Source organism: Cryomorphaceae bacterium 1068, from assembly GCA_027214385.1.
Lineage (GTDB): Bacteria > Bacteroidota > Bacteroidia > Flavobacteriales_D > Cryomorphaceae > JAKVAV01.
In genome coordinates this window covers 30,291-55,949 of the sequence record JAPVXR010000011.1, presented here as the reverse complement: position 1 = coordinate 55,949, position 25,659 = coordinate 30,291, and the positions used below count along the sequence as shown (strand labels likewise).

Sequence of the window (25,659 nt, the reverse complement as noted above, 5' to 3'; positions counted from 1 at the left end):
GGTGCATTAAATTAGCGGAAGAAGAAACATTCTCAGCGCTGCAAGGCCACCACCGAATACACCATCGGTATCTTATCGCCCAACTTCTCGATTTGAAACTTTCCCGGCTCAAATTCCACCGTACCATTGAAGCAGTCGTAAGGTGAATAATCGTACTCCTTGAAAGACTCTATTTGCAGGCCGACTTTTAGTAATGCCGAAATGACTTCACCGAGGCCGTGATTCCAAGACACGGATTTCGGTTTGATCTTGGCATCCCGATCGGCGTAGGTGCCGCTCTCCTCTTCCACTATCGGATCGGCATTGTTGTACGGGTATTTCACTTCCGTGAAATCATCGTCGAACATCCATACTACCGGATGAAACTCCACAAAAACGAGCTTGCCTCCCGGCTTTAAAAAATGAGCAATCACCTCGGCCCAACGGCTGATGTCGGGCAACCAGCCGATCGTACCATAACTGGTGTAAACGATATCGAATTTCTCATCGACATGATTCGGTGTGTCATAAACATCACAAGCGATAAACCTAGTATCGAGATCGAGTTTGTCGTTGATTTCTTTCGCGGAAGCAATGGCCTTATCGGAAAGGTCGATTCCCGTGCACTTGGCTCCCATTCGCGCCAGCGAAAGCGTATCCTGTCCAAAATGGCACTGTAGGTGGAGAATGGATTTACCGCTTACATCACCCAGTAAGGGCAACTCAATTTCCTTCAAAGAAGTCTGGCCTTTTAAAAATCCTTCTACATCGTAGAAGTCACTTTTGAGATGGGAGTCGACACGGTCGTTCCAAGACTGGCGGTTAATGTTTTGGTAGTTGTCCATGAGGTGAAAATAGGTATTTGAGATAATCTATGTCGTTTCAGTCCATCTTCGAAATATTCATTCTCAAAATAATCCGAAATTGCTATCCTTCAGGATAAGAAATGAATACCTAATCGAAATGAAGTTCCTTAGAAATACCCTTATCACCATTACACTATTCCTTTTGGTTTTGGCCATCACAGGCTACTTCCTATACGGAGGTGGCGAAGAGTATCCCGATATTTCTACCGATCCAATCTACACAGCCAATCAGTTGGAAGAGGTCTTTGCATCAACTTGGCCTTTGGGAAATGTGGCCGCGACAAAAGACAGCACAGCACGCCTCTTCTTTACCGTGCACCCCGAGAGTCGACCGGATACCTTCAAGCTAATGGAAATCATCGACGGGAAAGCCCGCCCTTATCCATCTTCCAAATTGCAAGAAAGACTATTGACTCCGCTGGGACTCTTTACGGATCATTTCAATCGCCTTTGGATTATCGATCACGGAAATCACGGTTTTGAAGGGGCACGATTGCTCGCGATCGATCTAAGCACCGACCAATATGTCTTGGACTACACCTTTCCCGATTCCGTCGGGAAAAAACTCAGTTTCTTCAACGACCTCAGCGTATCTCCAGACGGGAAACATGTGGCGGTAGCCAATGTCAGCTTCTTTGGCAAAAAGCCAAGTCTGGTCATTTATCACACGGAAACAGGTGAAAGTAAAAACTTACTGGAAGGCCATGAGAGCATGCGGCATGAAGGCTATGTCCCTGTGACGCCGATCAAGAAAATGCGCTTCTTCGGAGGTGTGGCGGATCTGCTGACCGGTATTGACGGCATTGACTTTAGCCGCGACGGAAACTACATTTACTGGGCGCCGATGGGTAGTTCGGGACTTTACCGAATTCCCACGGTAGTGGCGGTAGACTTTTCCAAAAGTGAGGGTGAACTAGCAGCAGCAATTGAAAGAGTTTCCGACAAGCCATTGAGCGACGGAATTCGCACAGACGATCAAGGCAATGTCTACATCACCGATGTCGAAAATCAAGGAGTGTATGTAGTAACCCCTTCCGGGAATGGAAAAACCTTGATCAAGGACGATCGGGTTCAATGGGCCGATGGGCTTTCATTGGGTGGCGACGGTTATTTCTACCTCATCGATAGTGAAATTCCCAATCAGATGATGCAGTCGCAAGAACGAATGAGAGAGAGCGCGCCGTATTACATCTTCAGATTTCGACCGCTAGAATAAAAAGGTGGCAATTATCCTTTCACCTCTTTCAGCCCATCTGCGTGTTTGGCAAAACGGCCCAATGATCCATCATGCACCATATCTCGCCTTGGCCATGGCCAACCGCCGAATTGAGTTTTGTGGTAATCTTCAAAGGCCTGCTTGATCTCGTCTTTGGTATTCATCACAAATGGTCCATATTGACTAACGGGCTCATTGATCGGCATTCCTTGAAGCACCAGAATTTTCCCTTTGTCATTTCCATTTTCCAAATGAATCATACGGTCAGCATGAACACGTGCCATGTGGTAATTGGGTATTCGGTTTCCCGCAATTTGTAGCGAGTCTCCTTCGTAGTAATAGATAGTTCGGTTTACTCCTTTCGAGGCACGAGGCAGGGTGAGAGAAGCATTTGGTTCTAAGTTAATGTTCCAAATGCCTACTTCATTAGTAGGATCGGCGGCCCACGAATCAGGCGGTGGTGCAGGGGCTTTATGATTTCCCAAGCTACCCGCGATCACCTCTACGTCAGTTCTATCACCTTCCCCATCGGTCTCGGTATACCTTGGAATATCCTCTGCCCACAGCATTTTAAAGTAGGGATCGACCATTTTGTTTTTCCGAGGCAGATTGAGCCATACTTGAAATAGCTCCAAGGGATTCTGTTTGTTTTGATGAATAAGAGGGAACATCTCAGAATGCTGCACTCCGGCTCCTGCTGTCATCCATTGGGTATCGCCATAGCCGTAACGACCTGCCGCTCCGAGTGAGTCAGCATGATCCACGACTCCTTTTCGCACAATAGTTACCGTTTCAAAACCGCGGTGAGGATGTCCCGGAAAACCGGGCACCTGCTTACCGTGGTACATGCGATAGCCGTCCTTAATGATAAAGTCGTCTCCTAAGTCTCGTCCATCGAGCGATCCCACCGGGCCCATCATTCCATTCCCTTTCGGGTAATCGTCTTCATGATGCGCACAGAAAAGAAAGGGGTCATACGTTTTCCATTGAAATCCGAGTGGCTTGATATCGATCACGGGATCGAGATTCAAGCGGTAGGCGATACTGTTTCTGACCGTTTGAGCAGAACCAATAAATGGAGCGACGACAACGGTTCCCAGTCCTAAAGTTAAATCGCGGAGGAAACTTCTTCTTTCGGAGTTCATATGCTATTTGTTTTGAACGAACATGAAGATAAGTTAAAAAGAGTGGGAAAGGTTCATATCAAAATGACGCTATCTTTAAATCAGAACTAAAACATGGAAAATCAAGCGTTCATCCAACGACTAGAGGAGGCATTTAGCAGTGCATCAAATCGAGAAATTGCGAGAGGTCAGGCTGCCTATATGCGGGATCAGTTTTTATTTCTCGGGCTGAAATCAAATGCAAGAAAGGAGATCTTGAAACCCTTTCTCCGTAAGGACAAACCCCATAAAGATGATTTAGCTCAAGTGGTGAAAGCCCTTTGGCGAAAGCCCGAACGGGAATACCAATACGCCGCACAAGAGCTGGCCGCCAAATACCTGCGAGAATCGGAAAAGGAAGACATTGAACTTTTCGAATGGATGATTACCACTAAATCATGGTGGGATACGGTAGATTATATTGCGGCAACTTTGGTGGGAAACTACTTCCAAAAATTTCCAGATGAGCGAGATCAACGGATCAAAGCATGGCTGGATTCCGGCAATATTTGGCTTCAGAGAACCACATTGATATTTCAGTTGAAGTACAAAGATCAGGTGGACACGGAATTGCTGGCGGACAATATTCACAAGCTTCTTGGCACCAAAGAGTTCTTTATCAATAAAGCCATTGGATGGGCTCTGAGAGAATATGGGAAAGTGAATCCGGATTGGGTGGTGGACTTTGTTGAGAAAAACGAGCTTAGCAACTTGAGTAAAAGAGAAGCTTTGAAAAGGGTGAAGGCGTAATCCTCGAAGTCGCGTTATGTATTCATCGCCTTCTCCTTGACTTGGCGCTTAATTGAGGGCTGTAGCGAGCATATTTTTTCTCAATGACAGTAGCAAATTCTTTTGCGAAAGTTAGCGCCGTATCCTGATCCTTGAACTCTGCCACTTGTGCCTTTGTGCGGTGCGTTTCGCTCAAGAGAAAAACTTCAAAAACGGGGTCGGTTGTAGTCACGGTGCGGTTGGACATACTGGCAGTGGTGTAGCCTTTTTGTGACTTTAAAACGGCCACAAAAGGAAAGTCGGTCAAATTCTTCCACGCTCCCCTTTTAATCCCGAAGGCTTTAGTGTATTCCCGACATCGACCTCTGCCAGCCTCTATTTGAAAACCGTAAGAACTCGTCAAAGCAAAACCGAAAAACAGCGAAAGCGGCACTCCGAGAATGGGAAAAACCAAGATCAGAAGAAGGGAAAAGAACAAGAAGACACCTGAAACGATTCGTTGGATATTGCCAAATGAATAGCCCAATCTTCGGGAAGATTTGCGGAGAGGGTGATCGTCAATGTCTAGGATTTCTTCGATGACTGTTGGTGTTTGAAAGCTGCAATATGAGGAAAAAACCACTTATCCACTCACTTCAGCCATTCAACATTTTTTGGTTCACTTTCATTTCAAGGTATCTCATCTTTGAATTATGGTTAAGATGAAAACCTTCTACCTCGAACACTACGGAGACCCTGAAGAAGTGCTCCAAATTCAGACGGTTGAAATCCCTGAGCCCTCGGCCAACGAGGTGCTTTTGAAAGTAAAAGCCTCTTCCATCAATGATTACGATTGGGCTTTAACTTCAGGTACTCCGTTTGCCTATCGTCTTTTCTTTGGGCTATTTAAACCGAGAAAAAAGATGCGTCACCCTGGGATGGAGGTAGCGGGTATCGTTGAGAAGGTCGGTGCGGATGTGAAAAACCTTCAGATCGGTGATAGGGTTTACGGCGACACTTCCGATCATGGGTTTGGAAGCTTGGCCGAATACATGTCGCTCAATGAAAAGGCCCTTCGAAAAATGCCCGATGAACTCTCCTTTACGGAAGGAGTGGCCTTGCCTCATGCCTCGGCCTTGGCCATGCAGGGATTGAAAGATTTGGGGCAAATTAAAAAAGGAGAAAAGGTTTTAATCAATGGAGGCGGCGGCGGCGTGGGCATGCTCGGCATACAAATCGCCAAAACATACGAAGCAGAAATCACGGGGGTAGACTCCGGTCAAAAACGGGATCGGATGATTGAGATGGGTTGTAAAAAAGTCATCGATTACCGGAAAGAAGACTTTACTTGCAGTGGAGAGAAATTCGACCTCATCTTGGATTGCCGCACTTCACGATGGCCTTTGGCGCACTTGAGAGCGCTCAAGCCAAAAGGGAGATATGTATCCATCGGCGGCCAATCAGGCAAACTCATTGCGATGCTCTTGCTAAGTGGATTGATCAAGCTGATCGCCAAAAAGAAGCTTTTGATGGTCGCGGTGAAAGCCAACAAAGATCTTCCCGAAATAGAGCAGCTGCATGCCGATGGAAAACTGAAATGCGAGATAGACGGCCCCTACCCTTTTGAGAAAACGCCTTGGGCCATCAAACGGTTTGGTAAGGCTGAGCATACGGGAAAGGTGGTTATTCGTAGTGCGTAGTGCGTAGTGCGTAGTGCGAAATTCGTAGATTGTAAATGCTATTTTCAAACGAGCAACGAACTACGAAAATCTAATAAACCGTAGAAATCACCACTAAGCTCACGGTATCATTAATCTTAAGCCTGGTATTTCGATCCGGATTCATGATCAAGTCGATGGTTCCTTCGTCGCGATTGACAATGCGGTAAGTTCCAAGAGCCGTTTCGTGGAATCCTTCTGCCAGAGCCTCCAAATCACGAAAGGTAATTTCGCCTTTGGTCAAACCGTATTCAGAAGGTTCCCTAAAGATAATTTCGGCCCCTCCTACCGTGAGCAATTCATTGTAAAGACTGTGGAGTTCTCTGCGCAATGCAATTGCTGCTAAAAGATGGCTCAAGATCTTCGGTCCGATAATAACCTCACTCTTAAATCTCTTGATGAGGCTTTCGTTGTTGGGATCTGCCAACTCAAGCAGCACCTGTGGCCTGCGTTCAACATTATCCAGAATCTCTTCCAGCAAAATATACCCAACTATGGTTCGTGCATCGGCCTCCTCCTCGTCTTCAATAAGGTCGGAACTTACCAATAGGATATTGTCGAATTGACCGGGGTTTACCGTTCGCAGCTCATTCTCTTTTACATAATCTACCACAACGTGCTTTACTGTAACACGATCAGCAGTTTCCATTATAAGTTCTAAATCTTTTTGTCGACTTTCCACCGATCGCAATGAAGCCATAACGATTTCGTACTGCTCGTCTTCGTAGGTACTAAATTCTTTGATCAAGGAAGGAATGTGATGGTTCCAGCCCAATATCAAAATCCTGGTCACTTGATTCTGATCTTCAACGGGCAAAGCCCTCACAGGCTCAACTTTCATCACCTGACCGGGTTTATTACTCATTTCGATGGCTTCTTGATTCTTTGCCAACATCACCAGCCTGTCATTCTTCTCCAAAAGGTAGTCTCCACGAAGATTCAACATTGGCTTATAGCCATCTTCAGCCATCCGAATAATACCCGCAATAATTGCTTTAGGAAAATAACTCTTCGCTTCGGCTATTGTCTTCCCTGCTAATGCATCGTATTCCTTTGCAAAAAGATTATTGTTCAAGCTTCTCGAAAGAAGTTCATTGTAAATCTCTGACAAACCATGATGCCGAATATTCTGCGCCAGCAATCTGCTAATGATGGTATTGCTTCCTACCACCTCAATCGGCCCTGAATAGGCCCGGTAAGCGGCGGAAATTTTGTTTTCATCCTGTATTTCGGCCACCACGAAAGGACGCTTTCTGCCCATGGCATTTTCCGATTCGGCATTAAGCGAAAGCAACGCTTTGATGGTCTCCACATCAGGAGTCACAAACTCTCTTTGACCGTTTGCCTGACTCGGAATAATAATAGCGGCAGCGTTGAGGCTATCTACCCTTTTGAGGTGCTCTCTATCTATGGCCACCCCTGAGCGGAGGATGATCTCGTGTGCTCTATTGCCGATGAGTGGGTTATCTTTTAGTTCCTGAACGTGGTCAGGTGTCACGTCGTAAGAAAGTATAATCAAACGCAAGGACCGTGTTCCGTGAAGTTTCAAGAAGCGTCTCAATCGACCCACCGAGTGAAAAATCTCAGCGGCGATGTGAATCGTTCTGTTGGTCCAACCAAGGATGATGACGTGATTATTTGCGGCAACAGGAGTAAGGCCTTGTTCCAGGTTTCTGATTTTGCGATTTAACCAAGTCGTAATAATGGCCACCAGTGAGCCGAGAAAAACCACATAGCCCAAAACCGTGACGATGGTGGAAACAAATCTGCGCCACGTACCTTCGTCATCCCCTAAATATCCGGGATCGGAAAGGCGAAGAAAAGCCCACCAAACAGCCTCATTGAAGCTGGCTGTCGGGGCACCCACAGGCATTACCAGCAAGCCTCCAATTACCGAAATAAGCCCGATGGCGGCGGCCACAAATAGCAGCTGATAATAGGCGCCCTTTACGAATTGACGTTCCAGTAAAAACAAAAAACGTTCTTTAATTCTGGGCTTTTTTATACGCATACTTGGGACTATTTAGTGTTGGAAGTGAAGCTATGAAAATATATCCTTTGAGAAATTGCATAAAAAAAGCCGAAATGTTTCCATTTCGGCTTCCATATTTTTCATCAACAGATTAATAATCTCCTATAAAAGGAATCTCATCCATTACACTCAATCTGAGCAGCATACTGATCGCATCATCCAATTGAACAAATCGAGCTGCAGTCTTTGCATCTACCATTTTCACAATCTGCGCATGGTACTTCTTTTGCAGTTTCATACGGCCCATTTTACGCTTGAAACTTGAAGCTATCAGCTCATTGGCCTGCTCATCTGTCATAGTAGCATACTCTTCAGCATACTTTTTCAAGTCAGTCATGTAGCTAGTACGAAAGCCTTCCAATTCTTTCTCATACTCGTCGTAAATCTTCCAAAAAGCTTCTTTTTTAGGAGACTCCAAATCCATCGCTTCATCAAAAATCATTCGACGTTCTGTTTCCACCATGTAGTTGGTCCACTTGGTATCAAGCTCACCCTCTTGCGCAAAAGTAGTAGCTGCAAAAAGGAACACTAATGCTGAAAGAATTAATTTTTTCATTTGAATCATATTAAGGTTTTACACTGATTAATTGGATCATCTTTAAGCGCTATTAAACGCTCTAACGAAAGCAGCAAAGATACTTTTTAAATCAAATAATAATTCAAATTAAACCATTGATTAAAAGCATCTATACCCGATCAAAACTCCCAGCCGATCCCTCCTGTAAAAACGTAATCCGTTTCTGAAGCACCTGCTACGGGTTGATTATCGTAGTTTACTGTTAGCCCCGTTTTGATGTAAAAATCCAACGGCATATCGTAGGAAACATCAATGGAATAATTAATCCGATTACGGCCCTCCTCTGTAAAACTTGGGTACCAGATGATGTTTGTAAACAAGTCAATATCTCCAAGGTTGTACAGATTCAGTTCAGTACCCAACAGTCCTTCAAAACTATCTCGATCTTCGGAGGGCTCTTCCGGCACATCGGTAAAATTCTCATTGTTAATAGCTACTCCAAAAGTGCTTTGCCAATACATCTCATTGTTTCTGACCAGGTAATAACCTACCCCGGCCGATCCTGTTGTCCGCAGGTCGAGTAATTGTTCGGTATTGCTCAGAAAGTTCACACCGGCTCCAAAGAAGATTCCATTGTGCAGAGCGTAATCCGCATTTGCATTTACTTCTGTTCTGCGCACGGGATCAACATCATCCTGCTCAGAACGGTTTTGCTGATAAGTGACTCTATAAGTCCATTGGGCCGATTTATACCCCACCGTCGTGGAGGCATTGAATTGCTGAAGATTGCTCGCTTTGGTCAGGTTGAACCCCAAATCAATTGATGCAGACAACTTGCTCCAAAAACCGGTATCCACTTGCCTGAGATATACAACCTCACTCATTGGTACATAACCAGAGTTCGATTCACCTATGATCTTGAACTCGCCCGGCTTTTGAAACGACATGGTTGCATTGGTGAAGATGGTCCGATCAGTTATCTGAATCATGTAAAGTTGATCACTATAGAATTCGGTTATCTTATCCCATTCTATCTTAAAATCGGTGTTACTGTAGTCAGTTTCAATGGTCAGTATATTACGGTTCATCTCTTTGACTTCACCCACAATCACCTGGCCCCCATCAAATATTAAAGAATCTTTCTGCGCGAACAACACCATTTGTGTCAACAAGAAGCTTGCAACTAATATATTCTTCATCTGATGTAACTATAGGAATTTGAAATACGTCCGAATCTATTGAGGATTTACGGCCTTGTACCACTCAACAAATTTCTCTAGACCATCTTTGATACTCGTCTTGGGATTATAACCGAATAGCTTTTTAGCTTTTTCGATAGAGGCGTAAGTAATGTCCACATCTCCCGGTTGCATGGGCTGTCGATCGATATTGGGTTCTACACCCAGAGCATTTCCGATACTTGAAATCAGGTCAGAAAGCTTTACAGGTTGATTGTTTCCCAAATTTACCGTTTCAAAAACGTCGCTGTTTTCTCGTAAATAATCCATAGCAGCGTTTATACCGGCTACGGTATCGGCTACGAAAGTATAATCGCGCGAAGTGGAACCATCTCCAAACATTGGAATTGATTCTCCTTCACTTAAGAGTCGCGTGAATTTGTGAATAGCCAAATCAGGCCGTTGACGTGGCCCGTAGACAGTAAAAAAACGCAGATTTAAAATATCAATTTGATAGAGATGATGAAAGGTGTAGTTCATCAACTCGCAGCTACGCTTAGAAAAAGCATAAGGAGAAATGGGCTCGTATTCCACTCCTTCTTCTACAAATGGAATGTGTTTGGAATTACCGTAAATACTGCTGCTACCGGCAAAGGCCATTTTGGTGCAACTTTTGGCTCGACATAGCTCCAACACGTTTAGAGTCGCAGTAATATTCGCGTCTACGTAATCTTGTGGGGCATCGATACTAGGTCTCACTCCTGCTTTTCCAGCCAAGTGAACGACCATATCGAAGGCAGGAATTCTTTGGAGCTTTTCTGAATCGGTGAGGTCCAGCTCAAAAAACCCGAAGCGCTCGTGATTGCGGAAAGACTCGAGGTTTCTTTCTTTGATTCGTCGATCATAAAACGGATCGAAGTTGTCGATTCCATAAACCGTATGACCTTGCTCCAACAAGCTTTCGCAAAGATGCGAACCAATGAAGCCCGCGGCTCCCGTTACGAGGATTTCTTGACCCATGCCCGCGAAGATAAAAACATTCATTCATCGACTACAAAACGATTCTATCAGTATTCATGAAATAGTTGGCACTATCTTTGGCAAAATTGCCGCATGAAAAAAATTATTCTTCCGCTCATTGCTATCAGCCTGGTCTTTTCCTCATGTTCTGAAGAGAGCTTTCGCAAAACGATGAAAACGGTGACCGAATCACTGGAAACCTCTGAAGGACTTTCATCATCAGAAGTAGCGGCGGGACTCAAAGAAGCATTGGTGGTCGGGACCAATAATGCCGTCGATTTTGCCGGAAAGGAAAACCAATTCCTTTCAACTCCTCGTATTCGGATTCCATTTCCTGAAGAGGCAGAGAAAGTAAAAGAAACTGCCGAGAAACTTGGCTTGGGAAGTCAAGTAGACAAATTTGAAGAAAACCTGAATCACGCGGCAGAGAAGGCCGTGTCGCATGCGGCTCCGATTTTTATTGATGCCATTACTTCAATGACCATTAACGATGCTTTTGCCATTTTAAAAGGAGAAGATGATGCTGCAACAACTTACTTGCGTCGGAGCACTGAAACCAGTCTCCGCACTGCTTTTGAACCTGAGGTAAACAAGGCAATAAATGAAGTAGAGTTAACGAAATACTGGCAGCCGCTGGTATCGACCTACAATACTGCGTCTGCATTTACAGGAGGAGAAAAAGTAAATCCCGATCTGGAAGCTTACGTTACCGATAAGGCGATGGATGGCCTTTTTCTATTGATTTCGGAAGAAGAGGAAAAGATCAGGGAAGATCCCGCAGCGAGGGTAACAGAGCTTCTCGAAAAGGTTTTTGGTTCACAAAGCCGCTAGTGTGTTTTGATGAAGTTTGTAAATTGGCCAAATCGTGAAAAAATTTCCTCTCAATAACTCGCTCAAATTTGCTCCATCGGAGCTACCTGTCAATGGTGACGGTTCCATTTACCATTTGGCTATAAAACCCGAACACTTGGCTGACACCGTTTTGGTAGTTGGTGATCAAGGTCGGGTAGAGAAAATATCCAAGCATTTTGATCGAACGGATGTCGTCATCAGCAATCGCGAGTTTGTGACGCATACGGGCTATATCGGCTCAAAGAGAATTACTGCCTTGAGTACGGGAATCGGAACTGACAATATCGATATCGTCCTGAACGAACTCGACGCACTCAGAAGCATCGATTTCGAGAAACGAGAGACTATTGAGAACCCCAAACCACTCGAGATTATTCGAATAGGCACGTCGGGAGGTCTAAGGAAAGAAATTGAGCCCGGGAGTTTTATTCATAGTCGTTTTGCCATCGGCCTTGATGCCGTGATGCATTATTACCAAGCGCATTTCGAAGAAGACGAGATTGAACTCGCTCGGTCATTTGCTGCCCATGTCAATTGGTCTTTGGATGGCATAAAGCCTTACGCCGTAAAAAGCTCGGCAGAGGCAGGTAGTAAATTCCAAGAAGGATTCATCCAAGGACTTACTGCTACAGCTTGTGGTTTCTATGGACCGCAAGGCAGAAAAATACGTCTCCCGGTAGCGATGCCCGATATCAACGAAAGAATGGGAAGTTTCTCTTTCGGAGAACTACCACTCGCCAATTACGAGATGGAGAGTTCTGCTTTATTCGGCCTTGGAGCCGCATTGGGACACCAATGCACCACGGTGTGTTTGGTCGTAGCCAACCGCGCCGCCAACTCGTTCCTCACCGATCATCATGTGGCGATGGAGGAGCTAATAGCCACGGTTCTGGAACGCGTATCCGCCCATTAACATCTCTCCGGTTAAAAAACGGGGAGACCACCGTATTCGACAAGTCACTTGAAAATACCTTTAGACAAAACAAAGATCCTCTGATCTTCGTCTAAACAAGTGATGAACTCGAACGAAATAGAAGCACTGATTAATCTACTCGATGATCCCGATGAGACCATTTACCGTCAGGTAAAGGATCGTATCGTTTCTATCGGTGAAGCGGCTATTCCGAGTTTGGAAAATGTTTGGGAGGTAAACACTTTCGGTCAGGAATTCCAGCAGCGAATAGAGGACATCATCCACGATATTCAATTTGAATCAGTCCTTTCCGGATTGGAAAATTGGGCCAAAGACGGTGGAGACGATCTCTTTGCCGGTGCATTGATGGTAGCCAAGTATCAATATCCCGACTTGGATGAAACAGAGACTTTTGATCGATTGACAAAATTGCATCAGGAGATTTGGATTGAACTCAACGATGAACTCACGGCACTTGAGCAAGTAAAGGTGATGAACCATATCCTCTTTGACGTTCATGGTTTTAGAGGAAATAAGAAGAATTATCACGCAGCTCAAAATAATTACATCAATACGGTGCTCGAAAGCGAGAAGGGAAACCCGTTGAGCTTAAGTATTCTTTACATTGTGTTGGCGCAACGGCTGGATATTCCAATTTTCGGAGTGAATTTGCCGAATCATTTCGTCATGGCTTACGTCGATGAGTACAATATTCTGAGGCTCATGGAAAACCATATGAAAGGCAAAATTGATGATGATAAGGTCTTGTTTTACATCAATGCCTTCAGCCAAGGAACGATCGTTCATAAGAATGAGATCACCTCTTATTTGCAACAATTGGAATTGAAGGAGGAGCCGAAATATTATGAGCCATGTGACAATAAGAGTATGATCATCCGGTTATTGAATAACCTCATTATGTCTTACGACCGTTTGGGTTACCCCGAAAAAGTTGAAGAAATTGAGAAGCTTCATGCTGCTGTGAGCAAACACCGACTCTAGGAAACGATTCTCCCCAGCGTTCTTAGAATTATACCAATATCCGAAAGAAAGGTCCTTCGCTTTAAATAAGCCAAGTTGAGTTCAATCTTGGCTGGCATAATCTCTTCCAAGTAGGTTTTTTGAGGATTTTCGCTTTTCGACAAGAGCTCATTCTCATTAAAATAAGCCAAGGATGCTTCATCGGTAATACCCGGACGCACGTTTAAAACTTTTCTCTGTCGAGCGTTATAAAAAGCCACGTAATCAGGCACTTCGGGTCTTGGACCGACAAAACTCATATCGGCAACGAGAACGTTGAAGAGTTGAGGCAGCTCGTCAATTTTGTACTTCCTCAAAATCAATCCCGACCGTGTGATGCGAGGATCATTAGAACCAACGGTGAGCTTCCCTCTTTTCTCAGATAAAGGACGCATAGTTCTGAATTTCAATAAGCCAAAGTGTTGACCATCCTTCCCAACTCTGGTTTGAACGAAAAAGGCTCCTCCTTTCGAATCGAACATCACCCAAATGGCGATGATGAAAAGCAGAGGAAGCAAAATGATAATACCAATCAATGCAACAATACGATCAAAGAGGAACTTGATCATTTTTTTAGAATCTGCGCCACGGCATCCTTCACAGCAGATGCTACTTCTTTAACTTCCTCATCCTTTAGATTGAAAAAAAGCGGAAGGCTGATCTCATTGGTATAATGCGCGAATGCATTCGGGTAATCCTCCATGCGGTATCCCCTTTCGCGATAGGCGGTAAGCATAGGCAAGGGAATGAAGTGGACATTCACGGCAATGTCTCGATCGGCGATAAATTGAATGATGGCCTCGCGGTCATCTTCGGAGGCTCCGTCGATTCTCAATTGGTATAGGTGATAGGAAGTTTCGCTACCGTTGTCATCGATAAACTTTGGCGTAACCGCCCAATCGCAATCGGCAAACTCCCGATCGTAAAGTGCACAAATCTCTTTTCGCCGTTTCAGGGTTTCGGAATCGTATCGGCTCAACTCTACCAAACCGATAGAAGCTTGGATGTCGGTCATATTGCATTTGTACCCGGGAATGGTCACGTCGTAGCGCCACGCTCCTTTCTGCATTTTGCTCAAGGCGTCTTTGCTTTGTCCGTGCAAGCTCATCAAATTGAGCATGCGGTACATCTCGTCGTGATCGAAGGGCTCGGGCATATTGAGGCAAACGGCGCCTCCCTCAGCGGTGGTGAGGTTTTTTACAGCGTGAAACGAAAAGGCTGTACCATCGGCAACGCTGCCTAGCTTCTTGCCTTTGTAAGTTGCTCCGAAACTATGCGCCGAATCGGCCATCAACATTATCCTCCCCAGCCTTTCTTGCTCGGGGGTATGTGGTGAAAATCGCGCTTTAGTAGCTTCATCATGTATGATTGCTATGAGCTCATCGTAATTGCACGGATAGCCTGCAATATCGACGGGTACGATAACTTTTGTCCGATCGGTGATGGCTTCCCTTACCTTTTCGGGATCGAGGTTAAAACTATTCGGTAGCGTGTCGACCATGACGGGTTTGGCTCCGCAATGAACCACCACATTGGCCGTGGCGCAATAGGTGTAAGCGGGAATAATCACCTCATCGCCCTCTCCCACTCCGAACCAGCGAAGTACCAATTCGATTCCGGCTGTAGCCGAATTGAAGCAAATGGTGGTCTTGGCTCCCGTGTATGCCGAGATCTCCTTTTCGAATCGCTTGGTCTTCGGGCCAGTCGTTATCCATCCCGATAGCAATGTATCGGTTACTTCGTCGACAATCTTTTGGTCCATGCGTGGAGGTGAGAACGGTATCATACCTTGGAATAATTTCGGGCAAAGATAGGAAATCGCTAAGCGCCTTTTATCGCTTCCTTGAGGTGACGGAGAATGGCTGCAGCTGCGTTTCCATCGCCGTATAGATCCATTTCAAAGTTGATGCTTGTGGAGGTCATGGTTTCGAATGCGGATAGCATGCTCTCGCGATTTGGCGACGCCAAGACATTGAATCCATTTTCGACCAATTCAACCCACTCGGTTTGGTCGCGCATGGTGATGCAAGGCTTTTTGAAGAAGAAAGCTTCTTTCTGCAAGCCGCCGCTATCGGTTAAAACCAATTGGCAATGCTTGAGCAATTCCACCATGTCGAAGTATCCGACGGGGTCGATGGTATGAACCTCGAGTTGGAGTCCATGCTCGGCCAGTTTCTTGTTCGTTCGCGGGTGCAAAGGGCAAACTACAGGAAGCTGCTTGTGAATTTCATTGAGGCTCTCAACGAAAGCAGTGAGACGCTCAGGATCATCCGTGTTTTCAGCGCGATGAAGCGTGCACAGCGCAAATTTTTCGTGTGGAATCTCTTTGATCACGGTAGAAAGTTCAGCCGAGCGTAGGGCATAAAACAAGGCAGCATCGTACATGACGTCTCCTGTTCGCACCACCTCAGCTCCGAGGAGGGCATACCCCTCGCGGTCAAGGTTTTTCACTGCGGTATCCGTGGGGCAGTAGAGAAAGTCAGAGATTCGATCGGTGAGAATGCGGTTCACTTCTTCGGGCATGTCCATATTGAAGCTGCGCAATCCTGCTTCCACGTGGCCCACTTTTACGTGAATTTTTCTAGCTGCCAATGCTCCCGCTATGGTAGAGTTTGTATCGCCGTAAACCAGTAACACATCAGGTTTCTCCTCGAGGATCAATTTCTCAATTCCCTCGAGCATTCTACCCGTCATGGCTCCGTGACCGAGAGCGTTGATGTCCAAATTGTACTTGGGCTTGGGAATTTCCATTTCCGTGAAAAAGACCTCGCTCATATTGGCATCGAAATGCTGCCCAGTGTGGACGAGAACTTCTTCGACTTCGGGATCATTCGCTACCTGACGGCTGATGGTGGCTGCCTTCACAAATTGAGGCCGCGCTCCTACTATGGTTAAGATTTTCATCATCGTTAACGAGATAAGTTCGTTTGGTCTGCACGGACCTTATTTTTCAAGAGAACAAATTTGAATATCCCTTTCAAATAGCCCCAGCCATAAGAAAAATGAATAAGAAAGAATGCCAAAAAAAGGCGAGGCGCAAGACCGCTTCTTTTTTCCCGCCAGGCAATTTTTGACGAAACAAAGGCATTGATCCAAAAATAGATGGTATAAATTGTTGACCAAATTAAAAACAACCAATCCAACAAGAGGGCAATGGGTAAACACAAAAGACCCAATGTAAAAATGGGAGGTGCGAATTGCCGGAGAGTTGCGGGATGCCCTAACTTGATATTCACCAATGGCTTGAAGAGTCCATATTGGTAAAACATTTTGACCATGGTTCCAAAAGTCGCTCTGGCGTAATACTCGATTTCTACATCAGGCACCAAAAAAATCTTACCGCCATTCTTAATTATTCGCCCGTTAAATTCGTCGTCTTGATTTCTGATCAGATCCGTATCAAAAAGACCGATTTGATCAAAGATGCTTCTTTTAAAACAGCCGAATGGAACGGTATCTACTTCCGTAATCTCAGGGTTCTCCAAGCGATAGCTTGCATTGCCAATGCCCAATGGATGAGAAGTAGCTAAGGCAATGGCAGTTGCGACGGTCCCAGAGTTTGCAGGAGTTGTAATCCAGACTCCGCCTACATTTTCAGCATCCAAACGGAACAATTCAGTTACCAATCTTGAAATGTAATTGGAAGGGTAATTTGAGTGGGCGTCAAGTCGCACAATCACCTCTCCTTTCGATGCTTCAATAGCCAAATTGAGCGCATCGGGAGTCACTCGATTCGGATTGTCTATCACCTTTAAGTTGGGATAAGAACTTGATAGCTCACGCAGTTTATCTCTGGTTCCATCATCGCTCATTCCATCGGCTACGATGATTTCCAGAGAATCTTTCGGGTAGTCTTGAGCCGAGATGGAATTCAATACGCCTTGAATAAAATTCACCTCATTGCGGCAGGGGATGATGATCGAAACGAATTTTAACCCCATTTTAGAGATTTGGGTGAAAAGAAAAAGAAAGCATTAAAAAAGGCAAAGAAGATCACACCGCTTTGCTTTTCGAGCATCGATTCAACGGAAAATTGCATGAAAATGCTCAAGAGAAAAATTCCATAGATCCAATCTTTCTCCCGAAAGATTTTGCCAAAAGGATAAACCAATGAAAAGAGAAAGACCAAAGCGGCAGGAATTCCAATAGCAACCGCAATTTGAAGAAACTCATTATGAGGGTTGAGGCTCTTTGCAGCGAGATCGTCTAAACCTTGTTTCCTGTATGCGGAAACCATAGCGTCGTTGATATCGCCTGTGCCGACACCAATGGGATTCTCTTTAATCAGCATCAGCGAGGTACTCCAAGAGTAGAGGCGAGCCGTATTGCTCTCGATTTGCGATTCATTGCTTGGTTGATCGATTTGTGAAGTGACCTCAACGGCCTTCCCAATACGCGCGCTAGCGACGGGATCAAATTTCATAAAGAGAAAAAATAGTAGCCCGACACCGAGCAATAGAAGAGCAGACTTTCTATGACGCGGTTTCAAAATCAGCCACTTCAAAAGGAAGATGAAAGCTACCATGGACCAGTTTATGAACCCCATCTTACTGGCAGGAAAGATCAAGGTTAAGCTTAGAAACAAAACAGCCAGCCAAAGTGGAGGTGCTTTTTTGGATTCCGTGTTTTTCTCGATTCTCAAAAGCAATATGGCCAAGGCAATAACCACGTAAAAACTGATGTAAGAAGGGTGATGAGATGGCGAGAAACTCGACATATAAAATTCAGAAATGATTCCTGAAGAGCTATAAGCTATTGCCGAAGAAACAAATGCAAAGAGCACTGCGGTCAGGGTTCCTAAAACAAAGAATTTCATCCCGGTAGCTCGCATCTTTTCGCTAAGCTTTGGCCCCGTTCCAATTATCACGGGAAAAAGTATGAGCGAGAGCTTTTGGACAAGATCTTTCGAGCCTCTATCGACATTCTCGGTATAAAGCATGGCAATAAGATGGAAGATGTAAATCGCAGCAAAAAGTAAGATAGGAATAAGGACTTTTTTATCCACCTGCTTTTTGGCGAAAAGCCAAGCAATGACTAGAAGGATAATAGGAATTTGAATACCGTATTTAATAACGGGGATGGAGAATGCCAGAAGGCAAATAGCACCTTCGTACAGAGAAAAGTCACGCATGAGATTTCGCCGTGTTCCATTCATTTCCCTAGCGTTCTTTTTGCAGACCGAAGAAAATCGAAAACGACATTGTCAGCAATAATGCGGAAGTATGGAGTTAACTGTCCACCGAAACCACGAAAAAATTTTTCGATTGCAGGATTTGAGGAGCCTAAAAAATCAAAGTGTTGCACACTGTGTTTTCGTGCTTCTAAAATAGCCCTCCAAAGAACCAAGGCTCCTGCTTCAGCAGTTTCCTTTTTTGTTCCGCCAGCAAGGTAGTATGCCTTTGATTTATCTAAAGCGATTACGGCTGCCGATTGCAATTCGTCTTGACGGAATACTGACACTGTGAATACCTTACCCTTCCCTTCTTTGATAAGGTGAGTTAACTGCTCGGTTTTCGACTTCACGCCTTTTGATTCGAGCGTATCTTGAACCAAGGTGACAATAGCCTCAGGCTCTGAATTTATTCTGACATCGTAGCCCTTCTTTTCGGCATCTCGAATGTTCTTTCGTCGCTCAGAACTCATTTCTGAAAGTAGATCCTGTTCAGTTCTCCTTTCAATTTCCAATAAATAAGTATAAGAGACATCCGATTTAAACTCGGCTTGCTTGAAGGGCTGAATATCCTTAATCTCAGGAGGAAGAGCTAAATCGACATGAGCTGATGGATATTTCTCAGCAAGGTATTCAGCGATCGATCTTAAGGCTCTTTTTTCATCGCTGTAACGACTCAACTTTTTTTCGGTGCGGTGATAAAAGTGAAGCCCGCAGTGAGGTGCCATTGGCGGAGTAATGACCGCATCTACACCCATACGTCGATAGGCATAAAAGGTCAAATTGGCAATGGGTTCCTTATCCTTTTCGGACTTAAAAACGCTTAACTTTTTTAATTCAGACCCTAGCGATGCACACCACAACTCTGACAAGAAGAATGGACTTTTGCCTTCAGTTATAAAGCTATCTACGATACGGGTTACCACGCGCTTTTCATATTAATCGCTCACCACAGTGAGATCGATGAAATCTAATTTCTCTTTACTTCAATAGCGAAAGATAGGCTTCTTTGAGATTCTCTCCCTCGCTCTCCCAATTGTAAACTTCCTTTACCAAGCGGTATCCGCTGAGACCGAATTCCGTTCGTTTCTCAGGAGACTTCCCCAAGGTTTCTATGGCTTCTTTGATTTGACTGATATCGTGCGGATCTACAAACTCCGCACAGGATGAGTAGAGTTCTTTCCAATAGGGAAATGATGACATCACGATCGGAACACCTTCTTTCATATACTCAAAGGCTTTAACGGGGTAACTCATGAGGTAATTTTTTACGGGATAGAGTATCGCCAGACCAATATCAGCTTGGCGAATTTGCTTCGAAACTTCAGCCGGAGAGACTAAGCCGAGATATTTGACATTTTCACCCGCATTGGACATACAATCAGCTCTGAAATCTTCAGTATCCCAAGGCCCCAAAAGCCTCAATTCAAAGCCCGAACCAAGTTCAGCAAATGCTTGAATGATTTCGGCTATTCCGCGAATTCTAGTTAAGCCGCCTGCATAAATGGCAACAATCTTTTTCGTTTTGATGTGATCAATTGGAGGTTGACTTGAATCAAAAGGTGGGAAATTCCTTATCATCAATCGTTTGTTCTCAGGGAATCTTTCGACAATCTCAGGGACAACCGAAATAACCTTATTTGCAAAAAGACAGAAAAAGTGCTCATAACCTGATGCAAAAAAAGCAATTAGCCGCCTAAACCAAGTTGGTTTGATCCATGGCTTACTGGTTATTTGATTGGGGACATGCTCGTGAGAATCGTAGATAAATTTAATCCCGAATAGGCGGAATATCCAAGAAGACCATAAGAGTTCGGGATCGTGAATATGAGCTATTTTTGGTTTTAGGCTTATTGCCCTCAGCGTAATCTTCCATACCCCAATCGTAGCTCGGGAAATTCGACTTTTATAAGTGGGAAAGGCCAAAACTTGAACACCGAACTTGGTGTAATCCTTATCTGCTCTGGCTATGAGAAAGGTGTCAAACCCAGCTTCTGCAAGTGTCTTGCACTCCTTGTCGAGCAGGCGATGGTCTGATGAAGAATGAACCGTGGAAATGTGGACGACCCGAACCTTACTGAAGTCATTTTGACTTTGTTTATGGTCTTTCAAGCTTTAGTTAGATTTTTTAATCATGAGTCGATGAAGACTTGAGAAACATTTTTTGGCTACCTCCACGCTTCCCTTTCTATCAATTAGCTCTCGATTCTTTTGAGCCACTCCTTGGTCAATCTGATTCAAACCGTCTGCAAGAAAACTCGAATTGACATCGTTGACAAGCTTTCCATTTACGCCGTCCTCAATCCATTCCCGAATGGAAGGAAGACCAATGACTACGGGAAAACAACCATGGTACATCGCCTCGAGTAGAGAAATCGGCGTTGCATCAGATTCGGGTATCGATACCCACACCTTTGCCTTGGCGTAGTTTTCAGCGTTTTGCTCGTTTTCCACCCAACCTTGAAAATTTATGCTTTCACCGAGTTCTAACTGATTGGCTAAAGCAATTAATTTATCCGTCTCACTTCCACTTCCTGCCACAACCAATTTCCAGTCTCTGCCTGCATCCGAATTTTTAAACTGACCAAAAGCTCGAATGACCTTATCAATTCGATACAAGGGGTTGTGCAAGCGATTGCTGTAAATAATGTTTTCTTTCGGTATGGTGATGCTCGGCTTTTCAGCCCCAAAATTGCAGACGGAAATGTGCAAATCCTTGTTGGCAATTTCACGCATACGATCTGCTACTTCTTGAGAATCAGCGGTAAATGCATCGGCCGTTCTCAGAATTCGTCGAAGTACCCAACTCAAAAAACCGCCACGCTTTGAATTAACCAAGATATCCGATCCCCATGCAGTAGCCACAAAGGGAATATTTGTTCCTCTTATAGCATTCATGGTAAAAAAACTGACTGAATTGAGTTGCTGCGAATGTACCAGATCAGGCTTAAACTCTTTGCATACAGCTCGAATTTGCTTCGGTGTATTCAAGAAATTCACTGGGTTTCGGTATGAAAAATCAACTATTGTCTCAGGGTGCCCGACATCACCTTTCATTGAGGTGATCACGTGAACGGCTTCGGTTTCTGACTCAATCCGCTTCAGAAAATTTTTCAAGTGAATCCCGTGAGGAGCCACCACCAAAAGTCGATATGGTTTTCTTTCAGACATTTTCTAATCTGATGCGAAAATAGTTGAAGTAATGAGAACTAGTTGATCCCATGTTTTCGAATCATGCTTTCCAGCTCTGCTAATTGCTTTTTACTCGGCAGGTGAAAGGCATTTACTGGAAGGTTGAGGATGCGCTCCGACACCCACTCTCCCACCTTGCAAGTTCCCTCATCATACATGTAGCGGAACGACCCTTTGGGATGAACTACATCGTTGAACCAGACACCAAAGCGATACCCTCGAGAAATCGCCTCTGCCCTTAAGGCGTTGATTTGCTCAAGACTTACCTCTCGACCAAAAAGAATGGGGTAACGAATCAGTACAGCATTCTCAACATCTATGGTTTGAATGGATTTGAACTTCGAAAGAATCGCAGCGTACTGACTTACTATTTCCCGTTTTCTAACATTTATAGACGCAATATCTTTTAGCTGCTGCACCAAAACACAAGAAAGGATGGGGTGAATTCGGGTAGGGTAGTTGGTTGGCTTGATGCCTTCTACCTCCTCTTTGGAAGTAGCGTATCCGAGTTTACTGCGCCTCAAGAACCTCATGCTATTTATATGTAAGAACGAAGTCACTTTAGAGCGACTCAGCACCATTGCATAAAGTGTAAGCAAAATGCGCATTGCACCAGAAGTATTTGCCGTTTCGATGTGCTCAAAATCCGATTTAAAAGCGGGAAGGAGGTTTCTATTATTTATGATCATGATGCCGCCCATACCGGCAGTTACGGGTTTGGAGTATTCCAAACTGAAAAAAGAAGCATCACCAATGGTACCGCAAAGTTGGCCTGCTTTGTCTTTGGATCCAAAGCTGTGCGCCACATCCTCTATGATCACCAGATGGGGATATTCTTCTTTAATTTTACCGATGTCTTGATAGGTGATTCCGAAGTTATGGGGGAGAATCAAAATCTTAGTTCTCTCTGAAATCATCGCTTGAAGCGACTCCGTATTGGGATTGAAGTTTTCGGGGTTGATGTCTACATACTTGAGCGGCTGACCGGCAAATTTCACAGCATTGGTCAATACCACACAAGTGTAACCTGCCACTATTACTTCGTCATGGGAATCAAGTTTCAATGATTTAAGCAAGGCATAAACCGACATCCGACCTGCCGAAAAGAGGAATATCTGATCAGAACTAACATTGAAGTAATCGGCTAAAAGTTCATGTGATTGGCTCAGGCATCTCTTCTTTCGCCCACTGATCATTGAACCAAAAGCGGAGTACAAAGAACGCCTGGAAAGAGAATTGCCCGTGAAATAAAATTTCTCCTTCGGCATTATTCTGAAATGGGTTTAATCATTTTGACTGGTGTACCGCCGTATACAAAACCACTTTTGAGTATTCCTCGCACCACAGAGTTGGAAGCGATTACCACATTGTCGTCGATTTGTGCGCCTGGTAATATCGTGCATTGGGCTCCGATAAATACATTGTTCCCAATTTCGATCCCTCCATCGGAATAGTTCTCTGCAAAAAATTTACTATTTCCCTTGATGCTATTTGAATGGCATACGAAGGTGCAGAAAGGACCTACTGCTACTTTGCTTCCAATCGAGCAGTCATTGTTGTCAATTAACAAGTAGCCAAAGGGGGCTATATGGGATCCATCACCAAGGGTGAAGGAGCCATTCTTGCCACAATAAATGGAGACATTCTTACCCAAATTGCTGTTTTGGCCAATTGAAGCTGTTTTCGGGTTCCAGATATCCACACCAGGATTTATGGCTGAATTAGTACCAATCTCAACCCCTCGAAAGGACCAATATAAGGTGCTTAGTCTTCTTTTTATTCGGTCAATAAATGTCATATACAGTCCAAAAATCTTCTTTTTACAAGGTTACATCTCGCCTACCGATGGAGCCCACTCGAATTATCCAGAAAAGTACGAATAACAAAATGACCACATTCAAGCCTGACAAGGTCCATAAAACTTGAATAAAGTCATATCCATACTCGCTCATTACCGCAAGCAGTCCCAAATTTAAAAGACCTGATATGACCGACATCTTGAAGAAGTCAGGTTGCCGCTGAACCAAAATGGGTATCGAGCTAATGGGACTTGACATAAAATTTATAAAAAGCCAAGGTGCAAGAATTTCAGCATATACACCAGCTTGGGTCCAATCTGAGCCAAACACAAACGTAAAGATGGGCTCTCCATAGAAAAACAGAATGGTAAACGGAATAAAGGCTGTACCTCCTAAGAACAATACAATTCGAATGACCGAACCTTTAATCGAACGATTTTCGTTGAGGTCTCTCGACCATTTTTCGTTTAGAACTTGGCCAATTGAAGTACCAAAAATGATGAGTGGCACGCGCAAATAACGAAAAGCAAATCCAAAGAGGCCCAATGCGATCTCTCCGTAATATCCCGATATTAAAAACAAAAGAACCGTATGTTGCCCTTCGTGAAAAAAGGCGTGAAAGGTATTGATGAGTGGAAAGTCTTTGTACTTTTTGATGAGCACTTTTCCGGAGATTGGCAATCTGTATGCCTCTGCAAGCATTTCTCTCATTCTTTTTAGTCTTAAGACAGCAAAGAGCGGTAGAACAGACCCGACAATTTGACCGACAACAAGACTAAATGAATTGGGAATGCTTAATCCTAAGATGAATTTGCTAAGATTATTGGAAGAAGCTGAAACAATTTTTTCGATTGCAGCCTCTTTAAATGACTGAGATTTTATGAGGTATTGATTCATGATATTAAAGCCCCCCAAAGAGAGCACTCCTATTGGCAAAAGCCAAAGCAGATCAGGCAGCTCAGTGCTGTTAACGAATACTCCGATCTGATTCCTGAAAGGAAGAATTAGTGCAGTCGAAACGAGTGTGACAATGACCAAAATTCTCAGGCATAATTTCACCAGAGCTAAGACCTCATTTCTATCCTTCGGAAGAAGTATGGCGAACTCAAGTCTGAGAGAACCCACTATGGCTATCAGTCCCATTATTCTTACAAAAAGCTCAAACGCACCAAAATCTTCCGGAGTGTAAATCCGCGAAATGAATGGAGCAATGATGAATGGAATAATGAGAGCCAAACCGTTTCCGGAAAACATCACCGCTACATTCCTCACAAAGGGATTACTTGAATATTTGCTCAACCAAGCCATCAAGTCTATTGAAATGGATTTATTTCAAGGTATTCCGATACCACTCGATGGCTTCGGCAATTCCTTCTTTCAATGTATGGGTGGGTTCATAGCCCAAAAGGTTTTTCGCTTTTGAAATATCGGCCAGTGAATCGCGGACATCCCCCGCCCTTTCCGGGCCATGCTGTACTTCTATGTCTGTAATGGCCGAATCGTATTTGGATAGTTCCGTTCGTATACTGGTTATCAAATCATTCAAAGATGTCCGTTGACCGCAAGCCACATTGTAGACTTGATTCAATGCCTCGGGATTGTCCGTAGTCGCCGCCAAATGATTCATCTGAATCACATTGTTGATGTAGGTAAAATCGCGCGTTTGCTCTCCATCCCCGTGAATAATCGGAGACTCGTGACTCAAAAAAGCACTGACAAACTTTGGAATCGCCGCTGCATAGGCTCCGCCGGGAGATTGATTTCTACCGAAAACGTTAAAATAACGCAGACCGATGATCTCCATGCCGTGCAAATTGGCGAAAACGTTTGCGTAAAGCTCATTGACGTATTTGGTGACAGCGTAAGGCGATAAGGGCATTCCGATCTGATCTTCTACTTTGGGAAGCGCAAGACTGTCGCCATAGGTGCTCGAGCTCGCCGCATAAATGAATCGCCCAACCTGCTTCTCTTTAGCTGCATTGAGCATATTCAAAAACCCGTCGATATTAACCGAATTGGTCGTCAGCGGATCATTGATGCTTCTGGGAACGCTGCCTAAAGCCGCTTGATGTAATATTACATCCATCCCTTCTGCCGAGCTCAAGCAAGTCGGGTAATCACGAATGTCTCCTTCGGTAAATATAAAGTTGGGGTTGGATAAGAACGGGGCAACATTTTCATGCTTTCCCGTGGCAAGATTATCCAAACAAAAAACCGTGTTTCCCTCGGAGAGCAGGGATTCGCAAAGGTTGGAGCCGATAAAACCGGCTCCACCCGTTACCAATACTTTTTTGTCGGTGAGCTTTCGAGTCATTC

At 44.4% G+C, this 25,659-nt stretch carries 25 protein-coding genes; 6 read left to right on the top strand and 19 right to left on the bottom strand.

The features are described 5' to 3' along the window. Positions 1-32 precede the first annotated feature (32 nt). Positions 33-824, bottom strand: a complete 792-nt coding sequence (locus tag O3Q51_13405) for a class I SAM-dependent methyltransferase (protein MCZ4409811.1) — start codon at positions 822-824, stop codon at positions 33-35. Between the two features lie 118 nt (positions 825-942). Here O3Q51_13405 and O3Q51_13400 point away from each other — a divergent pair, with 118 nt between their 5' ends. Continuing rightward, positions 943-2,061, top strand: coding sequence for an L-dopachrome tautomerase-related protein (locus tag O3Q51_13400; protein ID MCZ4409810.1), 1,119 nt, complete (start codon positions 943-945; stop codon positions 2,059-2,061). An 11-nt stretch (positions 2,062-2,072) separates the two neighbouring features. Here O3Q51_13400 and O3Q51_13395 read toward each other — a convergent pair whose 3' ends face one another. Then, complete coding sequence (locus O3Q51_13395) at positions 2,073-3,206, bottom strand: pirin family protein (protein MCZ4409809.1); 1,134 nt, start codon at positions 3,204-3,206, stop codon at positions 2,073-2,075. 93 nt (positions 3,207-3,299) lie between these two features. Here O3Q51_13395 and O3Q51_13390 point away from each other — a divergent pair, with 93 nt between their 5' ends. After that, positions 3,300-3,974, top strand: coding sequence for a DNA alkylation repair protein (locus O3Q51_13390; GenBank protein MCZ4409808.1), 675 nt, complete (start codon positions 3,300-3,302; stop codon positions 3,972-3,974). A 22-nt stretch (positions 3,975-3,996) separates the two neighbouring features. Here the strand turns inward: O3Q51_13390 and O3Q51_13385 are convergent, their stop codons facing one another. Beyond that, positions 3,997-4,479, bottom strand: a complete 483-nt coding sequence (locus O3Q51_13385; GenBank protein ID MCZ4409807.1) for a hypothetical protein — start codon at positions 4,477-4,479, stop codon at positions 3,997-3,999. 175 nt (positions 4,480-4,654) lie between these two features. On the opposite strand from O3Q51_13385, the gene O3Q51_13380 reads away from it, so the two are divergent. Further along, positions 4,655-5,632, top strand: coding sequence for an NAD(P)-dependent alcohol dehydrogenase (locus tag O3Q51_13380; GenBank protein ID MCZ4409806.1), 978 nt, complete (start codon positions 4,655-4,657; stop codon positions 5,630-5,632). Between the two features lie 70 nt (positions 5,633-5,702). Here the strand turns inward: O3Q51_13380 and O3Q51_13375 are convergent, their stop codons facing one another. The 4 genes from O3Q51_13375 to O3Q51_13360 form a co-directional block, all read right to left on the bottom strand. Next, positions 5,703-7,661, bottom strand: coding sequence for a hypothetical protein (locus O3Q51_13375; protein MCZ4409805.1), 1,959 nt, complete (start codon positions 7,659-7,661; stop codon positions 5,703-5,705). A gap of 112 nt (positions 7,662-7,773) precedes the next feature. Beyond that, positions 7,774-8,238 (bottom strand): hypothetical protein, encoded by a 465-nt coding sequence (locus O3Q51_13370; GenBank protein MCZ4409804.1) that lies wholly within the window; start codon positions 8,236-8,238, stop codon positions 7,774-7,776. A gap of 140 nt (positions 8,239-8,378) precedes the next feature. Next, on the bottom strand, positions 8,379-9,398 hold the full coding sequence (locus O3Q51_13365) for a DUF481 domain-containing protein (GenBank protein MCZ4409803.1): 1,020 nt from the start codon (positions 9,396-9,398) through the stop codon (positions 8,379-8,381). A gap of 36 nt (positions 9,399-9,434) precedes the next feature. Continuing rightward, positions 9,435-10,397 (bottom strand): GDP-mannose 4,6-dehydratase, encoded by a 963-nt coding sequence (locus O3Q51_13360; GenBank protein MCZ4409802.1) that lies wholly within the window; start codon positions 10,395-10,397, stop codon positions 9,435-9,437. Positions 10,398-10,490: 93 nt separating this feature from the next. On the opposite strand from O3Q51_13360, the gene O3Q51_13355 reads away from it, so the two are divergent. The 3 genes from O3Q51_13355 (at position 10,491) to O3Q51_13345 (ending at position 13,164) form a co-directional block, all read left to right on the top strand. Next, entirely contained in the window at positions 10,491-11,228 is a 738-nt protein-coding gene (locus O3Q51_13355; GenBank protein MCZ4409801.1) for a DUF4197 domain-containing protein, read from the top strand. Between the two features lie 34 nt (positions 11,229-11,262). After that, a complete protein-coding gene (locus tag O3Q51_13350; GenBank protein ID MCZ4409800.1) occupies positions 11,263-12,162 on the top strand; it encodes a nucleoside phosphorylase in 900 nt (299 codons plus the stop codon). A 102-nt stretch (positions 12,163-12,264) separates the two neighbouring features. Beyond that, the gene (locus O3Q51_13345; GenBank protein ID MCZ4409799.1) at positions 12,265-13,164 is read left to right on the top strand and encodes a transglutaminase-like domain-containing protein; all 900 of its coding nucleotides are present in this window, start codon (positions 12,265-12,267) and stop codon (positions 13,162-13,164) included. Here O3Q51_13345 and O3Q51_13340 read toward each other — a convergent pair. From O3Q51_13340 to O3Q51_13285, 12 genes are read right to left on the bottom strand one after another with little or no spacing between them, the layout of a single operon-like run. Continuing rightward, entirely contained in the window at positions 13,161-13,751 is a 591-nt protein-coding gene (locus tag O3Q51_13340; protein ID MCZ4409798.1) for a sugar transferase, read from the bottom strand. The two genes, O3Q51_13345 and O3Q51_13340, sit on opposite strands and share 4 nt — an antisense overlap. Continuing rightward, a complete protein-coding gene (locus O3Q51_13335) occupies positions 13,748-14,944 on the bottom strand; it encodes a DegT/DnrJ/EryC1/StrS family aminotransferase (protein ID MCZ4409797.1) in 1,197 nt (398 codons plus the stop codon). The genes O3Q51_13340 and O3Q51_13335 overlap by 4 nt, the downstream gene beginning before the upstream one ends. 59 nt (positions 14,945-15,003) lie before the next feature. After that, on the bottom strand, positions 15,004-16,089 hold the full coding sequence (gene wecB, locus O3Q51_13330; protein MCZ4409796.1) for a UDP-N-acetylglucosamine 2-epimerase (non-hydrolyzing): 1,086 nt from the start codon (positions 16,087-16,089) through the stop codon (positions 15,004-15,006). 2 nt (positions 16,090-16,091) lie between these two features. Beyond that, a complete protein-coding gene (locus O3Q51_13325; protein ID MCZ4409795.1) occupies positions 16,092-17,123 on the bottom strand; it encodes a glycosyltransferase family 2 protein in 1,032 nt (343 codons plus the stop codon). After that, positions 17,114-18,337 (bottom strand): O-antigen ligase family protein, encoded by a 1,224-nt coding sequence (locus tag O3Q51_13320; GenBank protein ID MCZ4409794.1) that lies wholly within the window; start codon positions 18,335-18,337, stop codon positions 17,114-17,116. Before O3Q51_13320 ends, O3Q51_13325 begins: the two co-directional genes overlap by 10 nt. After that, entirely contained in the window at positions 18,334-19,278 is a 945-nt protein-coding gene (locus O3Q51_13315) for a GNAT family N-acetyltransferase (protein MCZ4409793.1), read from the bottom strand. The genes O3Q51_13320 and O3Q51_13315 overlap by 4 nt, the downstream gene beginning before the upstream one ends. 55 nt (positions 19,279-19,333) lie before the next feature. Then, complete coding sequence (locus O3Q51_13310; protein ID MCZ4409792.1) at positions 19,334-20,464, bottom strand: glycosyltransferase; 1,131 nt, start codon at positions 20,462-20,464, stop codon at positions 19,334-19,336. A 3-nt stretch (positions 20,465-20,467) separates the two neighbouring features. Beyond that, positions 20,468-21,523 (bottom strand): glycosyltransferase family 4 protein, encoded by a 1,056-nt coding sequence (locus O3Q51_13305; protein MCZ4409791.1) that lies wholly within the window; start codon positions 21,521-21,523, stop codon positions 20,468-20,470. A 38-nt stretch (positions 21,524-21,561) separates the two neighbouring features. Next, positions 21,562-22,812 carry a DegT/DnrJ/EryC1/StrS family aminotransferase gene (locus O3Q51_13300; GenBank protein MCZ4409790.1) on the bottom strand — a complete coding sequence of 417 codons (1,251 nt, stop codon included), beginning with the start codon at positions 22,810-22,812 and terminating at the stop codon, positions 21,562-21,564. Then, positions 22,812-23,342 (bottom strand): DapH/DapD/GlmU-related protein, encoded by a 531-nt coding sequence (locus tag O3Q51_13295; GenBank protein ID MCZ4409789.1) that lies wholly within the window; start codon positions 23,340-23,342, stop codon positions 22,812-22,814. Before O3Q51_13295 ends, O3Q51_13300 begins: the two co-directional genes overlap by 1 nt. A 22-nt stretch (positions 23,343-23,364) precedes the next feature. Then, positions 23,365-24,651, bottom strand: coding sequence for an oligosaccharide flippase family protein (locus O3Q51_13290; protein ID MCZ4409788.1), 1,287 nt, complete (start codon positions 24,649-24,651; stop codon positions 23,365-23,367). 19 nt (positions 24,652-24,670) lie between these two features. After that, positions 24,671-25,657 carry an SDR family oxidoreductase gene (locus tag O3Q51_13285; GenBank protein MCZ4409787.1) on the bottom strand — a complete coding sequence of 329 codons (987 nt, stop codon included), beginning with the start codon at positions 25,655-25,657 and terminating at the stop codon, positions 24,671-24,673. Between the last annotated feature and the right edge of the window lie 2 nt (positions 25,658-25,659).

What these genes read in the sequence shown, in the direction of transcription:
- O3Q51_13340 (MCZ4409798.1), bottom strand. Translation starts at nt 13,751, where the DNA reads ATGATCAAGTTCCTCTTTGATCGTATTGTTGCATTGATTGGTATTATC.
- O3Q51_13305 (MCZ4409791.1), bottom strand. Translation starts at nt 21,523, where the DNA reads ATGTCTGAAAGAAAACCATATCGACTTTTGGTGGTGGCTCCTCACGGG.
- O3Q51_13360 (MCZ4409802.1), bottom strand. Translation starts at nt 10,397, where the DNA reads ATGGGTCAAGAAATCCTCGTAACGGGAGCCGCGGGCTTCATTGGTTCG.
- O3Q51_13380 (MCZ4409806.1), top strand. Translation starts at nt 4,655, where the DNA reads ATGAAAACCTTCTACCTCGAACACTACGGAGACCCTGAAGAAGTGCTC.
- O3Q51_13320 (MCZ4409794.1), bottom strand. Translation starts at nt 18,337, where the DNA reads ATGAATGGAACACGGCGAAATCTCATGCGTGACTTTTCTCTGTACGAA.
- O3Q51_13390 (MCZ4409808.1), top strand. Translation starts at nt 3,300, where the DNA reads ATGGAAAATCAAGCGTTCATCCAACGACTAGAGGAGGCATTTAGCAGT.
- O3Q51_13345 (MCZ4409799.1), top strand. Translation starts at nt 12,265, where the DNA reads ATGAACTCGAACGAAATAGAAGCACTGATTAATCTACTCGATGATCCC.
- O3Q51_13370 (MCZ4409804.1), bottom strand. Translation starts at nt 8,238, where the DNA reads ATGAAAAAATTAATTCTTTCAGCATTAGTGTTCCTTTTTGCAGCTACT.
- O3Q51_13375 (MCZ4409805.1), bottom strand. Translation starts at nt 7,661, where the DNA reads ATGCGTATAAAAAAGCCCAGAATTAAAGAACGTTTTTTGTTTTTACTG.
- wecB (MCZ4409796.1), bottom strand. Translation starts at nt 16,089, where the DNA reads ATGATGAAAATCTTAACCATAGTAGGAGCGCGGCCTCAATTTGTGAAG.
- O3Q51_13365 (MCZ4409803.1), bottom strand. Translation starts at nt 9,398, where the DNA reads ATGAAGAATATATTAGTTGCAAGCTTCTTGTTGACACAAATGGTGTTG.
- O3Q51_13325 (MCZ4409795.1), bottom strand. Translation starts at nt 17,123, where the DNA reads ATGGGGTTAAAATTCGTTTCGATCATCATCCCCTGCCGCAATGAGGTG.
- O3Q51_13290 (MCZ4409788.1), bottom strand. Translation starts at nt 24,651, where the DNA reads ATGGCTTGGTTGAGCAAATATTCAAGTAATCCCTTTGTGAGGAATGTA.
- O3Q51_13405 (MCZ4409811.1), bottom strand. Translation starts at nt 824, where the DNA reads ATGGACAACTACCAAAACATTAACCGCCAGTCTTGGAACGACCGTGTC.
- O3Q51_13355 (MCZ4409801.1), top strand. Translation starts at nt 10,491, where the DNA reads ATGAAAAAAATTATTCTTCCGCTCATTGCTATCAGCCTGGTCTTTTCC.
- O3Q51_13300 (MCZ4409790.1), bottom strand. Translation starts at nt 22,812, where the DNA reads ATGCCGAAGGAGAAATTTTATTTCACGGGCAATTCTCTTTCCAGGCGT.
- O3Q51_13335 (MCZ4409797.1), bottom strand. Translation starts at nt 14,944, where the DNA reads ATGGACCAAAAGATTGTCGACGAAGTAACCGATACATTGCTATCGGGA.
- O3Q51_13395 (MCZ4409809.1), bottom strand. Translation starts at nt 3,206, where the DNA reads ATGAACTCCGAAAGAAGAAGTTTCCTCCGCGATTTAACTTTAGGACTG.
- O3Q51_13400 (MCZ4409810.1), top strand. Translation starts at nt 943, where the DNA reads ATGAAGTTCCTTAGAAATACCCTTATCACCATTACACTATTCCTTTTG.
- O3Q51_13285 (MCZ4409787.1), bottom strand. Translation starts at nt 25,657, where the DNA reads ATGACTCGAAAGCTCACCGACAAAAAAGTATTGGTAACGGGTGGAGCC.
- O3Q51_13295 (MCZ4409789.1), bottom strand. Translation starts at nt 23,342, where the DNA reads ATGACATTTATTGACCGAATAAAAAGAAGACTAAGCACCTTATATTGG.